The 19869-nt window shown below is 73.0% G+C and carries 16 protein-coding genes and 3 pseudogenes; 7 read left to right on the forward strand and 12 right to left on the reverse strand.

What is annotated here, in order from left to right; all coding sequences use genetic code 11:
* The first annotated feature begins 1635 nt into the window (after window positions 1-1635).
* The 3 genes and pseudogenes from ABD946_RS40945 to ABD946_RS40955 all read left to right on the forward strand — a co-directional run bounded on the left by ABD946_RS40945 (window position 1636) and on the right by ABD946_RS40955 (window position 5029).
* Window positions 1636-2358: a LysR family transcriptional regulator gene (locus tag ABD946_RS40945; protein WP_345290805.1), complete on the forward strand. Its 723-nt coding sequence runs from the start codon at window positions 1636-1638 to the stop codon at window positions 2356-2358.
* Window positions 2359-3626: 1268 nt separating this feature from the next.
* Window positions 3627-3900: pseudogene (locus ABD946_RS40950) on the forward strand (LysR substrate-binding domain-containing protein); the annotation flags it as partial.
* 237 nt (window positions 3901-4137) lie between these two features.
* Window positions 4138-5029, forward strand: a pseudogene (locus ABD946_RS40955) (Gfo/Idh/MocA family protein).
* A gap of 49 nt (window positions 5030-5078) precedes the next feature.
* Here the strand turns inward: ABD946_RS40955 and ABD946_RS40960 are convergent.
* The 9 genes and pseudogenes from ABD946_RS40960 to ABD946_RS41000 form a co-directional block, all read right to left on the reverse strand.
* A pseudogene (locus tag ABD946_RS40960) lies at window positions 5079-6297 on the reverse strand (vWA domain-containing protein).
* Between the two features lie 122 nt (window positions 6298-6419).
* Window positions 6420-7640, reverse strand: coding sequence for an AAA family ATPase (locus ABD946_RS40965; protein ID WP_345290806.1), 1221 nt, complete (start codon window positions 7638-7640; stop codon window positions 6420-6422).
* Window positions 7641-7731: 91 nt separating this feature from the next.
* On the reverse strand, window positions 7732-9129 hold the full coding sequence (locus ABD946_RS40970) for a hypothetical protein (RefSeq protein WP_345290807.1): 1398 nt from the start codon (window positions 9127-9129) through the stop codon (window positions 7732-7734).
* Between the two features lie 101 nt (window positions 9130-9230).
* Window positions 9231-10406 (reverse strand): ARPP-2 domain-containing protein, encoded by a 1176-nt coding sequence (locus ABD946_RS40975; RefSeq protein ID WP_345290808.1) that lies wholly within the window; start codon window positions 10404-10406, stop codon window positions 9231-9233.
* Window positions 10403-11848, reverse strand: coding sequence for a hypothetical protein (locus ABD946_RS40980; protein WP_345290809.1), 1446 nt, complete (start codon window positions 11846-11848; stop codon window positions 10403-10405). Before ABD946_RS40980 ends, ABD946_RS40975 begins: the two co-directional genes overlap by 4 nt.
* Window positions 11849-12000: 152 nt before the next feature.
* Complete coding sequence (locus tag ABD946_RS40985; protein WP_345290810.1) at window positions 12001-13005, reverse strand: aldo/keto reductase; 1005 nt, start codon at window positions 13003-13005, stop codon at window positions 12001-12003.
* Window positions 13006-13046: 41 nt separating this feature from the next.
* Window positions 13047-13367, reverse strand: coding sequence for a DUF429 domain-containing protein (locus ABD946_RS40990; protein ID WP_345290811.1), 321 nt, complete (start codon window positions 13365-13367; stop codon window positions 13047-13049).
* A 191-nt stretch (window positions 13368-13558) separates the two neighbouring features.
* Window positions 13559-13840, reverse strand: coding sequence for a hypothetical protein (locus ABD946_RS40995; protein WP_345290812.1), 282 nt, complete (start codon window positions 13838-13840; stop codon window positions 13559-13561).
* A gap of 56 nt (window positions 13841-13896) precedes the next feature.
* A complete protein-coding gene (locus tag ABD946_RS41000; protein ID WP_345290813.1) occupies window positions 13897-14358 on the reverse strand; it encodes a DUF3995 domain-containing protein in 462 nt (153 codons plus the stop codon).
* A gap of 132 nt (window positions 14359-14490) precedes the next feature.
* On the opposite strand from ABD946_RS41000, the gene ABD946_RS41005 reads away from it, so the two are divergent.
* Window positions 14491-15012, forward strand: coding sequence for an RNA polymerase sigma factor (locus tag ABD946_RS41005; RefSeq protein ID WP_345290814.1), 522 nt, complete (start codon window positions 14491-14493; stop codon window positions 15010-15012).
* The gene (locus ABD946_RS41010; protein WP_345290815.1) at window positions 15009-15509 is read left to right on the forward strand and encodes an SRPBCC family protein; all 501 of its coding nucleotides are present in this window, start codon (window positions 15009-15011) and stop codon (window positions 15507-15509) included. The genes ABD946_RS41005 and ABD946_RS41010 overlap by 4 nt, the downstream gene beginning before the upstream one ends.
* A gap of 49 nt (window positions 15510-15558) precedes the next feature.
* Here the strand turns inward: ABD946_RS41010 and ABD946_RS41015 are convergent, their stop codons facing one another.
* Window positions 15559-16437, reverse strand: a complete 879-nt coding sequence (locus ABD946_RS41015; protein ID WP_345290816.1) for a GNAT family N-acetyltransferase — start codon at window positions 16435-16437, stop codon at window positions 15559-15561.
* 229 nt (window positions 16438-16666) lie between these two features.
* Between ABD946_RS41015 and ABD946_RS41020 the strand changes: the two genes are divergently transcribed.
* Together ABD946_RS41020 and ABD946_RS41025 are read left to right on the forward strand one after the other, a co-directional pair.
* Complete coding sequence (locus ABD946_RS41020) at window positions 16667-16963, forward strand: hypothetical protein (RefSeq protein ID WP_345290817.1); 297 nt, start codon at window positions 16667-16669, stop codon at window positions 16961-16963.
* 184 nt (window positions 16964-17147) lie between these two features.
* The gene (locus tag ABD946_RS41025) at window positions 17148-17774 is read left to right on the forward strand and encodes a DUF6629 family protein (protein ID WP_345290818.1); all 627 of its coding nucleotides are present in this window, start codon (window positions 17148-17150) and stop codon (window positions 17772-17774) included.
* Between the two features lie 29 nt (window positions 17775-17803).
* Here the strand turns inward: ABD946_RS41025 and ABD946_RS41030 are convergent, their stop codons facing one another.
* Both ABD946_RS41030 and ABD946_RS41035 read right to left on the reverse strand, forming a co-directional pair.
* Entirely contained in the window at window positions 17804-19120 is a 1317-nt protein-coding gene (locus tag ABD946_RS41030; protein WP_345290819.1) for a serine hydrolase domain-containing protein, read from the reverse strand.
* Window positions 19121-19166: 46 nt separating this feature from the next.
* Window positions 19167-19865, reverse strand: coding sequence for a hypothetical protein (locus tag ABD946_RS41035; RefSeq protein ID WP_345290820.1), 699 nt, complete (start codon window positions 19863-19865; stop codon window positions 19167-19169).
* Window positions 19866-19869: the final 4 nt, after the last annotated feature.

Raw genomic sequence — 19869 nt, forward strand, 5'->3', positions numbered from 1 at the left:
AAAGGGGGAAAGGAGAAGGGAGAGTGAGGTGCAGAGTGCGCTAGGGAGATGACGGTAGAGAGAGGTCGAGAACGCATGTGCATGAAGAGGCGGCTGGGATAGAGTGATCGGACGGTTGGTGTGCTGTTGTGAGGTAGGGTGGAGAGAACGGAGAGGTCGAATGAGAGAGAGGAAGAGAAGCGAGGAAGGCGGAGTGTGGGGGAGGTGGGGGAACGAGGTGGGAGGGAGCGGCCGTATCCAGCGGGTAAGTGCCCGGCGCGTCCTTGTCCGTGTTGGTGAGACGTGAAGGCTCGGTTGTGTCCCTGCGCCGCCGGTCCGCCCGGCCGACGGGCGTAACCGTGCTGATGTCCGGCGGGCTGCCTCGGGCCGGCCTCCCGCGCGTGTTCCGGGTCCGCTTCCGTCCCGGGGCGTCCGTCCGTCCGGGTCCCCCCCGACCCCCCACAACACCACGCCGCGTGGCGCCGTCCGGGGGTCCGGCCGCCGCCGTGCGCGCCGGTGACGTCCGCCCGGCCGCGGGTGTCCGGAGCGACGGAGGGCATTTCTTGGCTGTATATTCATCGTTGCCGGTCCAGGCGGCTATAGGGAGGGTGTGGAACCGACAGTGGCTAGAGTCCGACGGGTTCCGACAAACCGATGGCGCGGCCGTCCATCCGGGGCCGGGAAAAAGTAAGTGAGAATCCGCGGTGAGGGTAGGCTAGACCGGGGGGTGTCGCGCCAGGCCCGGAAACTGGGTTGCTAACTCACGTTAGTCGACATCCCGGGCCGCGCGGTGTGTGACGCTCGGCGACAAAAAAGCAGCGGAGAGGGCGCCGGAATCTGGGTTCGCGCGTCGCGATTGGGGGTAACCGTGGGCGGCCTACCGGGATTCAAGGCAGAGGCGAGGGCCGCACGCAAGAGTCGAGGATGAAAAATGGTTCGCCCTTTGCGAACAAGACTTCCGCCGTCCGTCCGCCCGACGCGTGCGAGCGGACTGGTCACGGGCTAGGGTAGCGGTGGGGGTAAGAGTATTGTTCCGTGGGTCCTCTCCGTATCAACTGCTTCCGTGCCGGCAGTCCGGGGTCCGTCCAAACGGACGAAGAAGGTCAGACCCGGTTGTCCACCGCCAGTTTCCACCACGAGGAAAGGTCATTGGAGCACCCGACGTCCCGGGGAATGTGTTCGCGAATGTGTGGCGGAATGGGGAGCGCAGTGGGGGTGATTGTCCGTGGAACCGAGGACACAGCCGTTGAAAACGACGAATTCGCGTCCGCCTCCGGAAAGGAAGCCCGCGTCCGGGTTGGCGATGGTCCGGTGTCCGTCCGTCCGCGCAGAAGCGTCCTTCCCTCACTTTTCCCCCCGTCCGTTGAATCCCGTGGAGTCCGTCCCTAGTAGGTGCCACCGGTCAGTCTGGGTCCGGATGTGTCGTTGACTCCATTTAACGCCAGGTCCGTCGCATCGGTCGCGCGCGCCTCCCCTCCGGCTCCTCGCGCGGAGTATCGCGACAACTGAGTACCCGTCAGGTGGTCACGGAACCGCCCGCGGTTGGTAACGAAGATCACGTGGTGGCGGGGCGGGTGGTGCGCACGCGACGGCCGGGAGGGACGGGCGCCGCGCGGACCGGCGGGAGCGTGCGCTCGGCGCTGGCAGAATGGCGGTGTGATCGACGCAAGACGGTTGCGGACCCTCCGGGCCGTGGCCGACCACCGGACGGTGACGGCCGCCGCGGCCGCGCTCTACCTGACCCCCTCCGCCGTCTCCCAGCAGCTCGCCGCGCTGGAGCAGGAGACCGGACACCACCTGCTGGCCCGGGAGGGCCGCGGAGTGCGGCTCACCGCCGCCGGGGAGATCCTGCTGCTCCACGCCGACCTGGTGCTCGCCCAACTGGAGCGTGCCGAGGCCGACCTGGCCGCCTACCAGCAGGGCGCGGCCGGCGAGGTCACGGTCGCCGCCTTCGCCACCGGCATCGCCCTGGTGCTCGCCCCCGCCATCGCCGACCTGGCCACGGCCGCACCGGGCGTGCGGCTGCGGGTGCTGGACGCGGAGGGCGACGCCAGCCTGCCCATGGTGCTGGACGGCCGGGCCGACATCGCGCCATCCATCAAATATTGGAGCACAGAGCCCGTAGGCTGTACACCCCGCCACTCCAACCAAACTCCACCGTTCCCACGCCTCTACCACTGCTGCCCTGGAACGTCGCTCTATGCACGGGGAAGACGTTTGGACACTCCTTTGAAAACCAATTTTGGCTGGACCTCCTCCCTCCGCCCGTTCCCTCGGCGCTCCCCCCTCTGTCTATTGGTCTCAAACTGGCGCCACGACCCCGCTCGCCCATTCCACACCCCTTACGTCCCTGGCCCTCCTCACTCCCCCAGTCACTAAGGTCGCCTCACCCTTCGATTGGGTCATCAACTTTCTCTAACGCGGGCATAGGCGGGTCCACCTCCACTCAGCTCCATATAGATCTCATCAGGTTGGGAGCGCCCACACGCTCGGAACGTTAGGGACACATCTCATAGTGATATCCCCTATGCCTCTTTAATGGTGGGCCTCTTGTCTCTAAGTCTCGTCCAATCTCTCGGGGCACCTACTGGCAGGAGCTCCTCGTCCCCTTCATAGCAGCGGCTCGGCAAATCCCCTCGACGATCCGATCGACCCAGCGGCGCCCTTCGCTCTCCAGCTCCGCTCCCGCCAAGAAACGTGCGTTACTTGAGAACGGTGTCGTACTTTCGGTATGCACACGGACATGTCTACTCTAGTTGGTCTTTAGTCCTGGGTAACTGGTGCCTCTTCCCAGTGGGCTGAGTCGATCGACCGCCGGGGATCGGCTAGACGCCACTAGCCATCCCCTGTCCGGATGTCTGTCGTCCCGTATGTCCTCGTGGGCAGATCCTTGCCCGCGAGCCTCGTACCTCCATTCGCACAAGGTCGTCGCCCCCCCCGTCTTACTCTGCTCCGCTCACCTTCCGCCACAACTTCTTATCACGCCGCTCTATCTCCGCTCGAACCAGCTGCGCTTCATGACACACTCCAACTTCCTCGAGCGCTCGCGCAACCAGACTTATGGGTCCCAGCTACGTCCCGCCATCTCGAACTGGCACAGCAGGACTCTAGACAGAAGCCCCTCCCCCCAGTCGTTTTTTTTTTGTTTTGAATCACTTTGTGTTCACTGTGCTTGTAGAGTCTGTGTTCTCTGGTATCTTCGGTTTACAATGTTTAGTCTCCATCATGTATGTTATCATGCAGGTTATCGGAATGTGACTTTCTTTCGGTTCCAACCATCATCAAACTGGTCTAGTTTTTTTTTTTTGGTTTGTTGTTTTGGGTTTTTTTTTTTTGATGTTTTTTATTGTTTTGTTTTCTTCTCCCTCGAATCTCCTCCTTCCCCGCTCTGCTCTTCGCGCTCCAACTCTGCGTAAGAGAGTACCGGGGCGGCGCCGCGCGCCTACGTACCTGCGTTCTGACCGAGTTTCCGCTGTTCTGCCGAGCCCTTCGGATGTGGCGGTGCTCCCGCTGCGGCCACGGCCCGCTGGCCGAGGTCTCTACTCGTCCCTGTCCCTGTGGCGAGCTCGTAAAAGAAAAAGTTGTGGGGAAGAGAAAATAAGAAAACCAGGAAAAAAAGGGAAAGAAGTGGTAATGCTGGAATGAGGGAAGACAGGGGTTTACAGAAACGCCTGGTGCACTCCTCGACGAACTTCCGCGCCGTGGTCGCGCTCTCGCTGGCCGGGGCCGGGGTGGCCCTGGTGCCGCGCTCCGCGCCTGCGCGGGGTGGACCTGGAGGCGGTCGAGGTCCGGCCGGTGGACAGCGCGCTGGCCACCCGCAAGGTGTTCGCGGCGGTGCGGACCGGCGCGGAGCGCCACCCGCTGGTGCAGCCGGTGCTGGCCGCGCTGACCACCGCGGCGGCGGGGCTCGGGACGGACTGACGGTCCGTCGGGCGGTCCTCGGACGGCGGGGCGGCGAGGACGGCGGGGCGGTGGGGCAGCCGGGGCAGCCGGGGTAGCCGGGGCATCGGGCCGGGCCGCTTCGGGGCCCGGTCACGGCTCTGGAATATGCTGCCGGGTGTGGCCGGGTCCCACCGGGGCGGCGGCCGTGAGCCGACGTCAGACGTACAGGAGCGCCCGCCGATGAGCCAGCCCGCCGCCGGTCAGTCCGTCACCGCGATCCCGGTCGGGGTGATCGGGCTCGGGGACATCGCGCAGAAGGCGTACCTCCCGGTGCTCGCCGCCCTGCCGGGCCTCGACCTGAAGCTGATGACCCGGGACCGGGCCAAGCTCGACCGGATCGGCGACACCCACCGGATCGCCCCGCGCTTCACCGATCTCGGCGAGCTGATCGACAGCGGGGTGCGGGCCGCCTTCGTGCACGCCAGCACCGACCAGCACGTGCCGATCGTGAGCACCCTCCTGGAGGCCGGGATCGACGTCTACGTGGACAAGCCGCTCGACTACCACCTGGACGGCGCACGGAAGTTGGTGGACCTGGCCGAGCGCGAGGGGCCGCTCGCTGATGGTGGGCTTCAACCGCCGCCACGCGCCCGGCTACCTGCTCGCCAAGGAGCGCCCGCGTGACCTGATCGTGCTGCAGAAGAACCGCGAGGGCCTCCCGGAGGCCGCCCGCACGCTGGTCTACGACGACTTCATCCACGTGGTCGACACCCTGCGCTTCCTGGTGCCCGGCGAGATCCAGCACGTGGACGTCCGGGCCCGGGTCCGCGAGGGCCTGGTCGAGCACGTGGTGCTCACCCTGGCCGGCGAGGGCTTCACCGCGCTCGGCATCATGAACCGGCTCTCCGGCTCCACCGAGGAGGTCCTCGAGGTCTCCGGCGCCGACTCCAAGCGCGAGGTCCACAACCTCGCCGAGGTGATCGACCACCGGGGCCAGCCCACCGTGCGCCCGCCGCGGCGACTGGGTCCCGGTCGCCCGCCAGCGCGGCATCGAGCAGGTGGTGACCACCTCCTCGACGCCGTCCGGGCCGGTCAGACGCTCTCCGCCCGCGACGCGCTGCGCACCCACGAGCTGTGCGAGCTGATCGTCGAGCGCATCGGCGAGTGACCCCTGACCGGACCGTCGGCCGACAGGCCCGATCCACCGACGGGCCCGGTCAAACGCCCAGGCGGACGGTCCGGGCCCAGGCCGGCGGGGTCGGCGGGACGTAGTCCGGGTCGTCCTCGTCGGGGCGCGCGTCGCGGGGGAAGAGGCCGACGACCGTGCGCGCCGGCGGGGCCGCGGCCGGCCAGTCGGTCTGACCGTCGGTCAGGATCACCACGACGTCCGGGCGCGGGCTCAGCCGCAGGGCGCGGTCGAAGCCGGCCCGCAGGTCGGTGCCCCCGCCGCCGGATCAGGGAGAGGCCCTCGACGCCGCAGAGCGACTGCGCTGCGCGGCCCCGGCGGCCGCGTCGCAGGCCACCACGCTGACCTGGTCCCGGCGGTTGCCGACCACGCGGGCGATGGCCGCGACCTCCAGCAGCGCCGTGCCCAGCTCGGCGTCGCTGACCGACCCCGAGGTGTCGATGACGACCGCGACCCGGGGCGGGCGGCGGCGCAGGCTGGGCAGCACCACCCCGGGCAGGCCGGCCGAGCGCCGGGCCGGCCGCCCGTAGGTGTAGTCCTCGCCGGCACCGGAGCCGGAGACGGCGGCCCGCAGGGCCGAACCGAGCAACTGCCGCCACGGCTGCGGCGGGTGGAACGCCTCCTCGGCCCACCGCCGCCAGCCCTGCGGCACGTCCCCCTGCGCGGCCCTGATGCCCTCCGCCACCCGGAAGCGCACCGCGTCGCGCTCGTGCCCGGCGAGGCCGTGCGCCCCGTCCGGCCCGAGGTCCCACTCCCGCTCCAGCCCGTCGGCACCGCTGCCGCAGTCCAGCCAGGCCCACGGCTCGGTGAGCTTCCCGAGCCCCACGAAGTGCAGGTACTCCTCCATCAGCTGCCCCTCCGGCAGCTTCAAACCGACGGGGCGTCAGGGCGCCCGCGGGTCTGACCAGGCCGTCGCCGAACGCGTCGTCGTTGATCTCCAGATCGGCCGCGATGTTCATCCGCAGCCGCTCGGCCGGGCCGGTCAGGCCGTGCCGCCGGGCGTGGCGGTCGCTGCGCCCGTGGTGGTCGCGCAGGAGGTGGGAGACCTCGTGCACCCAGACCGCGGCCAGGTCGGCCAGGGAGGTCTTCGCCACGAAGGAGGGGGAGACGTAGCACCGCCAGTGCGAGTCCACGGCCATGGTCGGCACCCGCTGCGACTCCACCACGTGCAGGGCGAACAGCGCGGTGGCCAGGTAGGGGCGGACCCGGGCGGCGTGCAGGCGGGCGGTGAACAGCTTCTCCCGGTCCAGGGTCTGCGGGACGGCAGCGGGAGCGGTGGCGGTCGTCGGCCGTGGCTGCGGGGGCCTCGGCTTCGGCGGTGCGGGCTTGGGCGGTGCCGACCCGCGCGCGGGCGCGGGGGTGGGGGCGGTGCTCACCGGCCCACCCCCGCCGCGGCCTCGGGCGCCAGCTGGTCCGCGCGGCGGGCGAGCCGGACCGTCCCGGCCAGCCGCTCGACGGTGTCCGGGACGGTCCAGCCGTCCCGGCGGAGCGCGGCCAGGGTGTTCGCCGGGACCACCACCAGATCGGGCGCGCCGGTCTCCAGGGCCAGCGCCAGCAGCTGCCAGGCCGCGTCCCAGCGCGGCTGGGTCGGCCGGTTGCGCACCGCCGCCACCACACCGTCCAGCACGGCCTGCCGGAGGTCGCCCCGTCGGGGCAGCTCGGCCGCCGCCGGGTCGGCGAGCAGCAGCTCGGGGTCGGGCAGGTCCATCCGCTCGGTGCTCGCGAGCAGCTCCAGCCCCGGCCCGTCCCCGACGGTGCCGCGCACCAGCATGGAGAGCACCTCGCGGGTGGCCCCGGCGGCGGTGGCGAAGGCCATCAGACGGAGCGTCATCTCCCAGCTGCGCGGCGAGGGCCAGGCCCCGCCCCGGCGGCTCTCGCCCTCGGGCAGCCGGTGCACCAGCTCCGGCCGGGCGGTCAGCAGGGTGCAGACCGCCCGACGGGCGAAGGCGACCGCCTCCGGCAGCCCGTCCGGGTCGAGCACCGGCAGCACGGCGCGCGGCCAGGTGCCGCCGAAGCCGCGCACCACCACCTCGTGGTCGTGCGTCCACTGGAGGTGGACGAAGCGGTTGGCCAGCGGCGCACTCAGCTCCCAGCCGTCGGCCGCCGAACCGCGGGGGTTGGCGGCGGCCACGATCCGTACCCCCGGCGGGAGTCGGAGGGCACCGACCCGGCGTTCGAGCACCAGTCGGAGCAGCGCGGCCTGGACGGCCGGCGGGGCGGTGGAGAGCTCGTCCAGGAACAGCAGCCCGCGGCCCTCCCGGACCAGCCGGACCGCCCAGTCCGGCGGGGCCATCGGCACGCCCTGGACGGCGGGGTCGTCACCGAGCACCGGTAGGCCGGAGAAGTCGGAGGGCTCGTGGACGCTGGCGATCACGGTGGTCAGCGGCAGGTCGAGGGTCTCGGCGAGCTGGGTCAGCGCGGCGGTCTTGCCGATGCCCGGTTCGCCCCAGAGCAGGACGGGCAGGTCGGCGGCGACGGCAAGGGTCAGGGCCTCCAGTTGGGGATCGGTGCGCGGTTCGGTGGTGGTGGTCCCGAGCAGGGCCAACAGCTGCTCGGCGACGTCGAGTTGGGGCATCGGGGCGTGCTCGTTCATGGCGGATCACCTTGGGGAGAGAAGGAGATGAGGGCAGGGGGTGGCGACGGCCGGCCGGTGCCGGGAGGCCGGAAGCGGAGATCGGCAGGGTTCAGCGGCGGTACGTCGCGAGCCGGGGCCTGGTCCGGGGCACCGCTGACACGAACCTGGTCCGGGGCCTCGGCGGCCGGGGCCGCGCGGGTGCCACCCGGACCAGGCCCAACAGGCCTGCCCGGTAGAGGCCGTGGGTGACGCGCCGTTCGGCCGCCGCCTCCAACGCCGAGCGGAGCGGGCCCTCGGGGAGCAGGGCGGCGGGGCCGAGCAGCGATTCGACCACGGCCAGCGCACCGGCGCTGTCGCCGTGGGCGAGGCGTTCGCGGACGCCCGTCAGCTCCTCCGGGTGGCGGTGGGCCTGCTCGATGGTGCGCAGGCACGGCATCGGGGTGCCGCCGAGCGCGCTGAGCAGCTGCTCCCGGTGGAGCTCGGCGGGGTCGTGGTCGAGCGGGCTGAGGGTGCCGTCCACCAGGGCGATCCGGTGCCGGGCTCCCTGACAGTCCACCAGGGCCGGTGCCGAGGACCCGTCCGGGCGGACACGCGGCGGGGCGGGGTGGCCCGGCGCCAAGGCCGCTGCGACCAGGGGGTGCAGCCGCTCCGGGCGGATCGCCCCGCTGCGCAGCAGTTCCAGATCGGGCGCGGTCCAGGTGGCGGCGTCGGGCAGCACGGACAGACCGGCCGCTTCCCGAACCGTCAACATCGCGACACCGTCCGGGAGTTCGTCGAGGCCGGCCGAGGTGAGCCGGGCTCCCGGCTCCAGCAGCAGACGGCGTCTCGTGTCGAGCCGGACCACCACCGCCAGCTCCGGCCGGCCCTCGGCCTCCCGGAGCAGTGCCGCCTCGGCACACCAGCGGTCCACGGCGTAGGACGGTTCCAACTCACTTGGTACACGGGCCTGTTGCACCGATCCGGCCCGCTCCCGGAGCTCGCCGGCCCGGCGCGCGTCCCAGAGGTGCCGGTGCAGGTCGAGCCGGAAGCGCGGATCGGGGCACCGGTGCGGGTGGTGGTGGCGCCGGTCGGAGGCGGTGACGTCGCCGTCGGACGTCCAGAGGGCGAGCGCGAAGCGCTGGCCGCCGTCCGCCCAGCTGGGCGGGGTACGGGCGACCAGGTGGACCGGGCCCGGACGTCCGGGCAGACGGTAGCGGGCCAGGGAGATCGTCAGCCCGCCGCGCAGCAGGCCGTCGGGGGCGGTCCGCGGCAGGTGCCAGCGGAGCAGGTCGGGCGCCAAGTGGCGCAGGTCCGAACGGAGTTGACCGGTGAACTCGTGGCCGAGCGCACGGTTCACGGTGGGCAGATCGAAGTCCACGTCCACACGGGAGGCGGCACAGGCGCCCGCCCAGTCGCCGACGGTGCGGCGGGCGGTGGAGCGCTCGATCATGACGGGCGGCACGGCGTACTCGCGCACGCGCAGCCAGCGGGAGAGGTAGGAGTCCTCGCGCACGGGGTGAGTGGCCATCAGCACTCACCGAACGTGGACGAGACCCCCCCATCCGGAGAGGGAGTGAGTGATCATCGTGGGGGAGCGTAGCTCCTCCGGGGCGCGGCGCGCCAGTGGATTCAGCGGCTCTCGGCGCGGGCCTGGCTGCGGTACCGGTCGAGGACGTGCTGCTGGAGCAGGGCCCCGAAGCCGGCCGACTCCAGGCGCAGGCCGAGCTGGTGCTCGGTCAGGCCGAGGCTGCCGGCGGTCTGCGGCAGGTGCCAGTCGTGGGCGGCCAGGGTGTCCAGCAGATGGCCGCGCCGGGTCTGGCTCTCGGAGAGGCGGAAGGTCTTGAGGTAGGCGATCCGGCCCTGCTCGTCGGTGATCGCCTCGCCGATGTGGTTCTCCTGCCGGGGGCGGAACTCGGGCAGGAAGCGGGAGAGGGTGAAGCGGTCCATCCGGCGCACCGTCCGGCTCCGGTAGGCCGCACCGAGCAGCCCGTCCGCCATGGTGGCGTCGTGGAACCCGGCCCAGGTACGCTCCTGTCGGTCCACCGCCGCACGCAGCTCGGCGAGGGAGCGGACGGAGGAGCGGCCGAGGTCGGCCCGGAAGTCCGGGACCGGGGCGGAGAGCAGCGCGTAGTGGTAGACCAGCTCGCCGTAGAGGTCCAGCAGCAGGCTGCGGTGCAGGGCCCGGTAGTCCTCCGGATGCGGGACCACGAAGGCGGCGGCGAGCGCGTCCGCCACGTACAGCAGCACGCCGCACTGGCCGGGGTGCAGCTCGAACGCCCGCAGGGCGTCGGCGAGTCCGCTGACGTGCGCCCCGCTGTAGCTCGCCTCCTCACGCGGCGACAGGCCGTGCCGCAGCGCCCGCTCCGACCACTGCTGCCAGGCGAAGGTGGGGCCGCCGAAGTGCAGGGCGAGGTACCCCTCCAGCGCGAGGTGCAGCGGCAGGAAGCGCAGCCGGGTCCGGTCGGCCCGCTTGGCGAGCCGTCCCGGCCGGCGCTCCAGCGGGACCGACTCCGGTGCGGAGCCCCCGAGTTGGGTGCCGTAGGCGGCGGCCGGGGTGCCGTCCCGGGTCCAGTCGGCGACGAAGCCGTGCGGCAGGTAGGAGGTGTACAGGCCCTTGTCGCACTCCACCGTGCCACGGCCGCAGCCGCAGCCGCAGCCGTCCTCCTCGCCGTACAGTTCCTGGCGCAGCCGCAGGTCGGTGATCGGCACCTCGCGCACCAGCGGGACCAGCCGGACCCCGCCCCAGACCTGCGCCGGTCGGGTGGTCAGGCCCGCCAGGTCGAGGGTGAACGGCTCGGTCTTCATCGGGCCTGCCCGGGGTCGAGGAACTGCTCGGTGCGCAGTGCCAGGTGGGCGGTCAACTCGCCGATGCCGGTACGGCCTTCGGCGAACCGGGCGAACTCCGCCAGCGTGGTCAGGTCCGCCGCGTCGCGCAGCCCGGCGGTGGGGACGGTCGGCGCCAGCCGGCGCACGTCGAAGCTCTCGGCGTCGAACACCGGGTTGAGGTGGACGACGCTGGTGCGGTGGTCGGGGTCCAGCCGGGTGCGCCAGACCCGCAGCACCTCGGCGGCCATCCCCGGCGGGGAGTTGTCCCACCCGTCCGAGACGATCAGCAGCCGGTCGGGGGCGGTGTCCAGGGCGTCCACGATCCGTCGTCCGAGCGGCGTCGGCCCGAGCGGGTGGAGCAGCAGCGCGTCGGTGCGGCCGGAGGTCCAGAAGGCGGTGTAGCCGCCCTCGCCAGCCAGCGCCTCCAGCAGGAAGTGGCAGGCCAGCGCGGCGGCCAGCGGACGGCGGCGCTGCTGCCCGGAGCCGTAGGAGGAGAAGCTGTCGTCCAGTACCGCCGCGACCTTCCCCCAACTCCCGGCCTGCGCACCGGCGGTGCGGCGCGCGGCGGCGCGCAGGGCGCCGGTCAGCTCGCCCCGGCGGGCGATCCGGTCGGCGGCGGACAGGCCCAGCGCGTACACCGCCAGGCGGTTCAGTGACATCCGGGACAGGTCGGCGGCGTTCACCTCCGACGCGCCCGCGGTGCGTGCCGACTCCTGGAGGCGCAGCCGCTCCAGCGCGGTCATCCGGGGCTCGATCTTCCGCAGGAAGACCTCGCGCGGGATGCCGTGCTTGGCGGCGAAGCCCTCCGCCACGGTGTACGGCAACTCGTAGAGCGCGGGCTGCTCGTAGTGCGCGCGGGTCCAGGCGCTCAGCAGTGGTGCCCGGTACTTCCCGGCGCCCTTGGCCGCCTTGCTGAAGAGGAAGTCCCCGGTCTCCGCCTCGGCCGGGCGCAGGTGCAGATGACGCAGCGCCAGCTTCAGCCCGCCCCGGTACTTCACCGCGTCCAGCGTCTGGTCCGGCCGGGCGGCCAGCCAGTCGCGCAGGATCGCCCGGGTACGGCGGTTGTTCACCTTGGCCCGCCGCAGCTCGCCGATCAGCCGGTAGACCCGCTGCGGCGGCAGCAGCGCCAGCCGCCGCGCGATCAGCCGCCCCTCGGTACGGCGCTGCTCCTCGGTAGCCTCCTTCGCGGTCTCCAGCAGGTGGCGCACGATCAGCGCGGCGTTGTGGTCGTTGATGTCGAGCGCCAGCGAAGCGGCGTACGGGCCGCGGTAGTTGACGAGCATGTACTCGTGCAGGAAGGCCAGCGAGAGCTGCTGCTCGGCCTGGTCGGAGTGGAACTCGCGCCGGCCGGTCGCGGTGATCGCGGCATTGACGAAGAGCAGCACGTCATCGGCGGCTACCAGGTCGCCGTACGTCTCCACGGTGGCTCGTCCTCGTCGCTGGTGCTCCGGGTCAGGGGCCGGCCGGGGAATGGGGGCGCGAACTGCGAATCACTGCTTCAGAGGTAGTTTCCGGAAGTCGCACCGGAGTCCCGCGGCCGGCCGTCCGACCGTAGCAGAGGGGTGGCCGCGGATCAGGACCAGGGGAGGGCGGCGCGGGTGCGCCAGTACTGCTCGGCGGGTTCGGCGAGCGGGGCGAGGGTGGCGAGCTGGTCGGGGGAGAGGGGGAGCTCGGCGGCGGTGAGGTTGGAGGCGAGCTGGTCGGTGGTGGCCGCGCCGGAGAGCACGAGGTCGGCCCAGGGCTGGGCGGCGACGGCCGCGAGGGCGAGGGCGTCGGTGGGGTGGCCGGTCCGTTCGGCGAGGGCGCGCAGTGCGGCGGTGTCGGGGCCGGTGGCGTTGCGGCCGGCGAGGCGGCCGTTGGCCATGCCCTCCTTGACCACGACCAGCCAGCCGGCGGCGTGGGCCTCCTGGAGGGCGGGGCCGGCGGAGGGCTCCAGCACGTTCCAGGTGGACTGCACGGCGGAGAACAGCGGCTGCCCCGCCACCGTCACCTCGGCCGCTGCCCGGACGGTCGCCGCCTGGGCGGGGCCGCTGGTGGAGAGGCCGATCCGGACGCCCTCGGCGGCCAGCGCCGCCAGCTTCTCGTGCAGGGCGGTGTCGCTGAGCGCGGGGCTGTCCGGGGTGACGGAGTGGATCAGGTAGACGTCGAGGTGCCTGCCCAGCACCGCCCGGCTCTCGGCGACCTGACGGTCGAACACCTCGGGCGAGTGCTCCTTCACCTCGTGCACCGGCACCCCGGAGGTCCGCCAGTCCGCGGTGTAGGTGTACCCCCACTTGCTCCCCACCGTGACCTCGGCCGCCGCCTCCGGCCGCGCCGCCAGCCACTCCCCGAGGAACTGCTCCGCCAGTCCGTACGACCGCGCCGTGTCCAGGTACCGCACGCCCGCCGCGAAGGCCGCGTCCAGCAGCCCGTGCGTCCGCTCCCGCAGCGCCTCCACGCTCCGCCCGGCCGGCAGGTCGGCCTCCCGCCCCAGGTTGATGTACCCGGGCCGCCCGACCGCCGCCGTCCCCCACCCGAACCGCCCGATGCCCGCCGCCCCGGAGCTGACGGTGGGTCCGTTGGTGGGCGCGGTCGCCATGCTGAGGGTCCCTTCGGAGGAGCGGATTCCGTACCGGAACCCTACGCCAGGCTGCCGGAAAGCCCAGGCCGGGCGGGTGGGGCGAGGTCATCCAGGGGGCCCGGCAGGTGGAGCCAGCCCTCGACGGGGGCGAGGCGCAGCTGCTCTTCGGTCCTCGGCGGCAGCGTCCGGCCGAGCGCGGCGGACCGGGCCACGAGGGCGGCGATCAACGCGTCGAAGGCGTGCTCGCTCGCGGCGTAGCGCTCCTCGGCGCCAGGCGCGAAGACCAGCCACGGGGCGGCCGCGCCGGTGAGGCCTCGCACCGACCTCTCGCCGCCGATCTTCCAGACGGCACGGGCCCCGGCCGGGTAGACCTCGACCACGGCGCCGCTGCCGTCCCGCGCGACGGCCTGGCCGCGCGAAGCCAGCTGGGTCCGACAGGAACGCCCAACGGGCCGCCACCGCACCGAGCCTGTCGAAGGAGACGCAGAGCGGACCGCGGCCGTGGTGGGCCTTCAGCGCCTCGGCCGCGTGCCGGTCACAGGCACGGGCACGCATGGCCCGGTAGTGCTCGTCACGCCCGCCCCGCCCGGGCCACCGTTCGCCCCCGCGCATGCGCGCCGACCGCCTCCACGAACGCGACGGGCCACCCGAAGGGGACGTCGATCCCGGCACGGTCGTGCGGTCCGAGCCCCGAGAGCAGCGCCAGGAGCTCCTCGTCCTCGCATCCGACGCGCGGCACCTCCGCCACCGCCCGGTCCTCCTCCCACCGGACGACGGCGGTGGCGGTGCGGGCTGCTGCGGTCGCCAGGTCGACGCCCACGGTCCGGTCCGGGGTGGCGGTGTGCTCGGTCACGGGGGATCACTCCTGTGCGCTCGGTCCGTCCTCGGTCGCAGTATGCGGCCCGGTCGTCAGGTTCGGCTGCGGGCGACCGTCCAGGTGGCGGCGGCGCAGAGGAGGCAGAGGGGGGTGTAGAGGGCGAGGTTGAGCCAGTAGAAGGGGTCGGCGGGCGAGCTGCCGAGGCCGGTGATCCAGACGAGGCCGGCCAGGGCGCGGAGGAGGAGGCCGGTGGCGACGGCGTACGGGGCCAGGTGGAGGAGCGGGGCGGGGAGGCGGCGGGCGAGGGCGGGGAGGTGGCCGGTGCGGGTGAGGAGGAGGGTGGCGGCGCAGAGGAGGACGGTGGCGAGGGGGAGCAGGACGCGCGGGGTGAAGGGGACGTCGGCGTTGAGGACGAGGTGGGAGAGGGTGGCGCGGTCGGGGGCGGGCCACGTGAGGCCGGTGGTCCAGTAGAGGTGGATCGCGGCGTCGGCGGCGAGGACGGCGGCCACGGTACGGGCAGCGGTGCGGGTGCGGGTGCTGCGGCGGGTGTCCATCGAGGGTGCTCCTTCGGGGCGGTGACGGTTCGTCGACCCGGAGGGAGCGCGCGGGGGAGACGGAGGTTCCTGTGGCGAGGGTCACACGGGAGGGGTGGAACGTCCGTGCCGCAGGCCGCCTCTGAGTCGGATGTGGATGGTCCCGAAACCCCGGGCGAGGCAGCAGGTCTCGCCGAACTGGTCCGCGCCGCGCAGCGCGGCGATCAGCTGGCGGTGAGCGAGCTGCTGGAGCTGGTCGCGCCGTACGTGCGGCGCCTGTGCGGCCCGATCGCCCTCGACGACGGACCGGACGCGACCCAGGAGGCGCTGATCGCCGTCTTCCGCAAGCTGCGCCAACTCAAGGAGCCCGCGGCCCTGTTCGGCTGGGTCCGGGCGATCGCCGTCCGCGAGGCGGTGCGGCACGTGCGGCGGACGGCGCGCTGCGTTCCCGCCGACCTCTCCGAACTCCCGCGCCCCGGCGACCCGCAGCTCGCCACCGACATCGAGGACGTGCTCGCCCGGCTGACGCCCGAGCACCGCGCCGTCCTGGTGCTCCGCGACCTGGAGGGCCTGGACGAGCGCTCCACCGCCGACCTGCTGGGCGTGGCGGCCGGCACCGTCAAGTCCCGGCTCTCCCGGGCCCGGATCAGCTTCCGAAGGGCGTGGCAGCAGTGAACGGAACCCCCTGGCCGGTGGCCGACTTCGACCCGGTCCGGCGCCTGCGGGTGGTCGCGGCCACCACTCCGGGCGCTGCGGTCCGCGAGACGGTGATCGACGCTCCGTTCGAGACGGTCTGGTCGGTCGCGGCCGACCTGGAGCGCACCATGCCGCAGTGGCTCCCGGACATCCGCACGGCCCGCCTGACGCCCCCTCAGGGCGCCGCCCGCGCCGCCCGCGCCGCCCTCCTGGTCACCGGCCACACCCGCCTGCGCGCGCGCTTCGACCTCGAACTGACGCCCGGCTGGTGCCTGATGCGCAGTCGCTTCCTGCTCGGCGGCATGGCCGCCCACCCCGAGTCCGCCACCAGCACCCGCTTCGCCTTCCTCGGCGCCTTCCGCCTCCCCGCCGCCGGTCCGGCCTCGGCCGTCCTGCGCCCGCTCACCGACCCGCTGGCGGCCCGCTCGCTACGCCGCTTCCGCGGCCTGGTGTTGGCGGACGGCAAGCCCAAGTGAGCGGACGGGCCGGACGGGGTGACGCCCCGTCCGGCCCGTCCGGCCCCCGTCAGAGGTCGAGCTGGCGCTGGTGCTCCGTGTGCGTGGGTACGTAGCCGAGAGCGTCGTTGATCCGTCGCATGGGCGCGTTGCCGTCGGCGGTGTCCGTCAGGAGGCCACCGAGGTCGGGGTGGTCCTCGCGGGCCTTGCGGATCGACTCGGCCTTCATCCACCGGGCGAGCCCGTGTCCGCGGTGCTCGGGCAGCACGCCGGTGCCGTAGTGCTGGGCGTCGCCCGAGCCGTTGCCGGGGACGACGAGTTCGGTGAACCCGGCGATCGAGCCGTCGGAGGTGTCGACGGCGACGACGGTGTGCAGGTGGTCGCCGCGCTGTTCGACGGCCTTCGCGGCGGCCCGCACGCGGTCCACGTCCCAGGTCACGGGGGAGTGGTCGGCCTCGTCCATGGGCATGTCGTCCATGGCGCGGCGGGACGCGGCGAAGGTCTCGGCGAGGTCGTCGGGGACGGTTCCCCGCCATGACGTCAGCCGGTAGCCGGGATGCGGACGTTCGACGATCCCGGCCAGGACGGCGGGGTCCACCTCGGCCAGCGCGAGGCGGGTGTAGCGGAAGGTGAGGACCGTGCAGAATCCGCGCGCCGCCAGGAAGTGGTCGCCGGGCGATCCGGCTTCCGCCCGTGCGACGACGCGGCGTCGGCCCTCGTCCCGGGCGGTGGCCACGGCGCCGTCGAGGAGCCGGGAGCCGATGCCCTTGCGGCGCTCCGCGGGGTGAACGCGGAGGTCGAGCTCGGCCAGGTGCGCCTGTCCGCCGTCGAGCAGGCGCAGGAAGGCCGTCCCGACCGGGACGGAGCCGGCGTCCGAGGCCAGCCAGGCGAGACGCCGGCCGTGCGGTCCGGGAGCGGGGTCGGTCAGCGGGGTGATGCGGAGGGACAAGGTGTCTCCGTCGTGAGGAGGTGGCAAGGGTCAGTACGTGGGCTCGACTCCTGGGCACTCCTGCGCATGTGCTCCACACCTCCTCGTGAACGGTGCCGACCTGCACCGGTGCGGGCGGCCGGGCGAACCTAGCTGGTCGTTCCGCTCCGGGGCAACGGGTTTCTCCCGTGCTCCGGCACGCCCCTCGCCCGGTGAGGGTCCGTCCCCGCGACGTAGAGTGCGTTCCGTGATGAGCAGGGGGAGCGGGCACGACGCCCGCGAGGGCGCGGTGCCGGCGACGTACGAGAACGTGCGTCGCGCGCTCCTGGTCTCGCTCGACTTCGCCAACCTGGACATGGAGTTCCCGCGCATCGTGCACTGGCTGGGGCAGCTGCCCGCCGGTGAGCGCGAGCGCCTGCTGGGCGAGGTGGAAGCGATCGCGGAGGCGGGTGGGGCCCGGGGGAGCGACGCGGCGTACCTGCTGGACGAGCTCGGGCTGCGCCGCGTCCGGTGGGAGCGGGGCGAGGTGCGTGGTCCGGCCGGGTGATTCGGCGGCGTCGGGCGACGTCGTCGGGCCCGCGGGCGGCCGTGCTGACGGATAGTCGGGCGCGCAGACCGCTTTCCTCGGCGACCGAACGGAGCAGCACCGTGCCCCCGACCAGCCCCGCCCCGGACCCTTCCCGGGACCGACCGGCCGGACCGAGTGTGTCCGGGTAGGCGGGGACGCGGCGATGTGCTGGAGCGCGCAGGCGGACCTGCTGATCGGCGCGGCCGTCTCCGGTCTCGGGGTGGTGTGTCTGAGCCGGGTGCGGCACCGCCGGCAACTGCCCCTGGCGGCGCTGCCGCTGGTCCTCGGTCTGCACCAACTCCTGGAGGCGGTGGTGTGGTTCGGTGAGGAGGGCCGGGTCGGCAGCGGTGCCGCCGGGCTCGCCCGGGTCGGATGGGCGCTGATCGCCATGCCGCTGCTCGCCGTGCTGGTCCCGGTCGGCGCCTGGCGCGCCGCCGGCCGCCCTCGCCGGCTGCTCGGCTTCGTGGTGCTCGGCCTGGCCACCGCCGTCCCGTTGACGGTGGCGGTGCTGGCGGGCCCCGTCACGGCGACGGTGGACGGCCACACCCTGGAGTACGCGGTCGGCATCCGGTTCGCCCCGCTGCTCCTCGCGGCCTACCTCGTGGCCACCCTGGGCCCGCTGCTGCTCAACCCGGTGCCGGAGCTCCGGCGGCTGGGCTGGTGGGTCGGGGCGGCCGCTGTCCTCTGCGCGGTGCTGTGGCGGACCGCCTTCGTCTCCACCTGGTGTGCGTTGGCCGCACTGGCGAGCGTCCTGGTGCTGCGCTGGGTGCGACGGCCGGCGGGCCCGTAGCCCGTAGCCCGTAGCCCGGGCGGGACGGGTCAGCGCAGGGTGCACGGGTGGGGGAGGTAGGAGCCGAGGAAGCCCTCCTGGTCGCCGGGCTTGTAGGCGATTGCCCGGCCGGTGAGGGTGTCCTCGCGGAGGCGGAGTTCAAGGCCGAGGTGGGGGCTGTTCAGGCGGGCGTCCCGGGTGGGGAGTTGGAGGGCCGCGGTGGCGCGCAGGTCCCAGCGGTCGGAGGCGGCGGCCGCGGTGGTCACCGGCGGGGCGTCGGCCAGCTGGACTTCCAGCCGGGTCGGGCTCAGGAGGCGGAGGCGGAGGGGGAGCCCGCCCTCGGGGGTGGTGATCTCGCCGGACCAGGTGCCCTGGGGGAGCGTGACGGTACGGGGGGTCTCGGCGGCGGTGTCGAGCTGAGTGGGACGGAAACCGGGGAGCAGGGCCCCGGCGAGGTGGCGGACGACGGCGTCGCGGGCCGCCTTGTCGGTGGAGTTGGTCAGGACGGCGAGCGAGAGTTCGCGTTCGGGAACGTCGATCATCATCGCGGCGATGCCGCCCATGCCCCCGCCGTGGCTGTGCACCACCGGGCCGGGGCCGTGCGAGACGAGGCGGCCGTAGCCGTAGCCGGTGTGCTCGTTGATGGCGGGGGCCTCGTTCATCGCCGCGAGGGTCGAGGGCTTGAGCAGGCGTGAGGCGGTGCGGGCGAAGAGGGCGACGTCGGCGGCGGTGGCCCAGCCGGCCGTCGCGGCGGGATGGCCGGTGCGGCAGGTGGGGTACGCGCGGCCGCCGGCGGAGTAGCGGGTGGCGACGGGGGCTGGGCCGGTGTACGCGGCGCCGAAGGCGAAGTCGCTCAGGCCCAGGGGCGCGGCGACCCGCTCGCGCAGGTGGTCGCCGAGGGGCCGGCCGGTCGCGGATTCGAGGAGCCGGCCGAGCTCCTGGTAGCCGGTGTTGGAGTACTCGAACTCGGTGCCGGGTTCGCGGAGCGGGGCGCGGTAGCGCTCGATCTCGATCGGGAGCGGTCCCGCGCCGTAGTGGAAGGTGTAGAACGCGGGGAAACCACCACGGTGGAGCAGGAGTTGACGCGGGGTGGGCCCGGTCGGTCCGTACGCCCCGGAGGCCGGGGCGTCGAGGTCGAGCAGGCCCTCGTCGGCGGCCAGGCAGACGGCCGTGGCGGTGAACGCCTTGGTGACGGACGCCAGTCCGTACACCGTGCCCGGGGTGGCGGGGCGGCGCGAGGCCACGTCCGCGAAGCCGTACGCCCGGGCGAGGACCACCTCGTCGCCTTCGGCCACGGCCACCGAGACCGAGGCACAGCCGTGCTCCGCCAGCACCCGCGCGCACAGCTCGTCCAGCTCGTCCGGCATGTGCTCGACCTCCCGACCGGCTCCGGCTCCGGTGTCGGTCGGAGCGTCAACTGCAGAATGCTCTGAAGTCCTTGGTGTCCGAGTCTATCCAGGCGTGCACTTCGTTGGGGTCGTCCATGATCTCGCCGATCAGCCGGGAGCGCAGCGCCGAGAAGTCGGAGGCCAGCTGTCGCAGGGCCGAGGAGATGTCGCTCCGGTCGGCGCTGAATTGAGCCGCCATCAGATCGTCCCGGGCCTGGAGGGCGGCGGCGGCCTGGCTGTTGCGCGTCGTCCCGGCGTTCTTCCGGAACCGGGCCAGGGCGGCCTCTCCCTCGTCGCAGCCACCGGCCCGGAGCGTCGGCAGCGGCGGCTCCGGTACCGGGGTGATCGGCGCGGGTGTGTGCGGGGGTGTGCGCGTGGGTGGTGGCGGCGTGGTGGCAGTCCGGGACGGACTCGGCGTCGGGCGCTGGCCGGGCGGCGACGGTGTCGGGCTCGACGACGACGGCTCGGTCGGCGACGGCGACTCGGTCGGGGAGGGCGGATCCGGCTGCGAGGGCGAGGGTCGGTCCGGTGCCGGGGTGGGACTGCCGACGACCGGGACCGGAGGAGCCAGCGGTGACGGGGCGGGTGGCAGTAGGTAGGCCACCAGGGCCACCACGGCCGCCGCCGCAGCCGCGAGTGCGCCGACGGCGGCCCAGTTCGGGCCGGCCGGCGGCGGGGCACCCGGTGGATCGTCGGGCGGTGGTGTCGAGCCGTTCCCCGTCATGCCG

It is taken from the genome of Kitasatospora albolonga (genome assembly GCF_039535905.1).
Classification (GTDB): domain Bacteria; phylum Actinomycetota; class Actinomycetes; order Streptomycetales; family Streptomycetaceae; genus Kitasatospora; species Kitasatospora albolonga.

Coding starts and splice junctions, on each gene's coding strand:
- ABD946_RS40970 (WP_345290807.1), bottom strand. CDS start 9,129: ATGGCCACTCACCCCGTGCGCGAGGACTCCTACCTCTCCCGCTGGCTG.
- ABD946_RS40985 (WP_345290810.1), bottom strand. CDS start 13,005: ATGGCGACCGCGCCCACCAACGGACCCACCGTCAGCTCCGGGGCGGCG.
- ABD946_RS41035 (WP_345290820.1), bottom strand. CDS start 19,865: ATGACGGGGAACGGCTCGACACCACCGCCCGACGATCCACCGGGTGCC.
- ABD946_RS41020 (WP_345290817.1), top strand. CDS start 16,667: ATGAGCAGGGGGAGCGGGCACGACGCCCGCGAGGGCGCGGTGCCGGCG.
- ABD946_RS40965 (WP_345290806.1), bottom strand. CDS start 7,640: ATGAACGAGCACGCCCCGATGCCCCAACTCGACGTCGCCGAGCAGCTG.
- ABD946_RS41025 (WP_345290818.1), top strand. CDS start 17,148: ATGTGCTGGAGCGCGCAGGCGGACCTGCTGATCGGCGCGGCCGTCTCC.
- ABD946_RS40975 (WP_345290808.1), bottom strand. CDS start 10,406: ATGAAGACCGAGCCGTTCACCCTCGACCTGGCGGGCCTGACCACCCGA.
- ABD946_RS41030 (WP_345290819.1), bottom strand. CDS start 19,120: ATGCCGGACGAGCTGGACGAGCTGTGCGCGCGGGTGCTGGCGGAGCAC.
- ABD946_RS41000 (WP_345290813.1), bottom strand. CDS start 14,358: ATGGACACCCGCCGCAGCACCCGCACCCGCACCGCTGCCCGTACCGTG.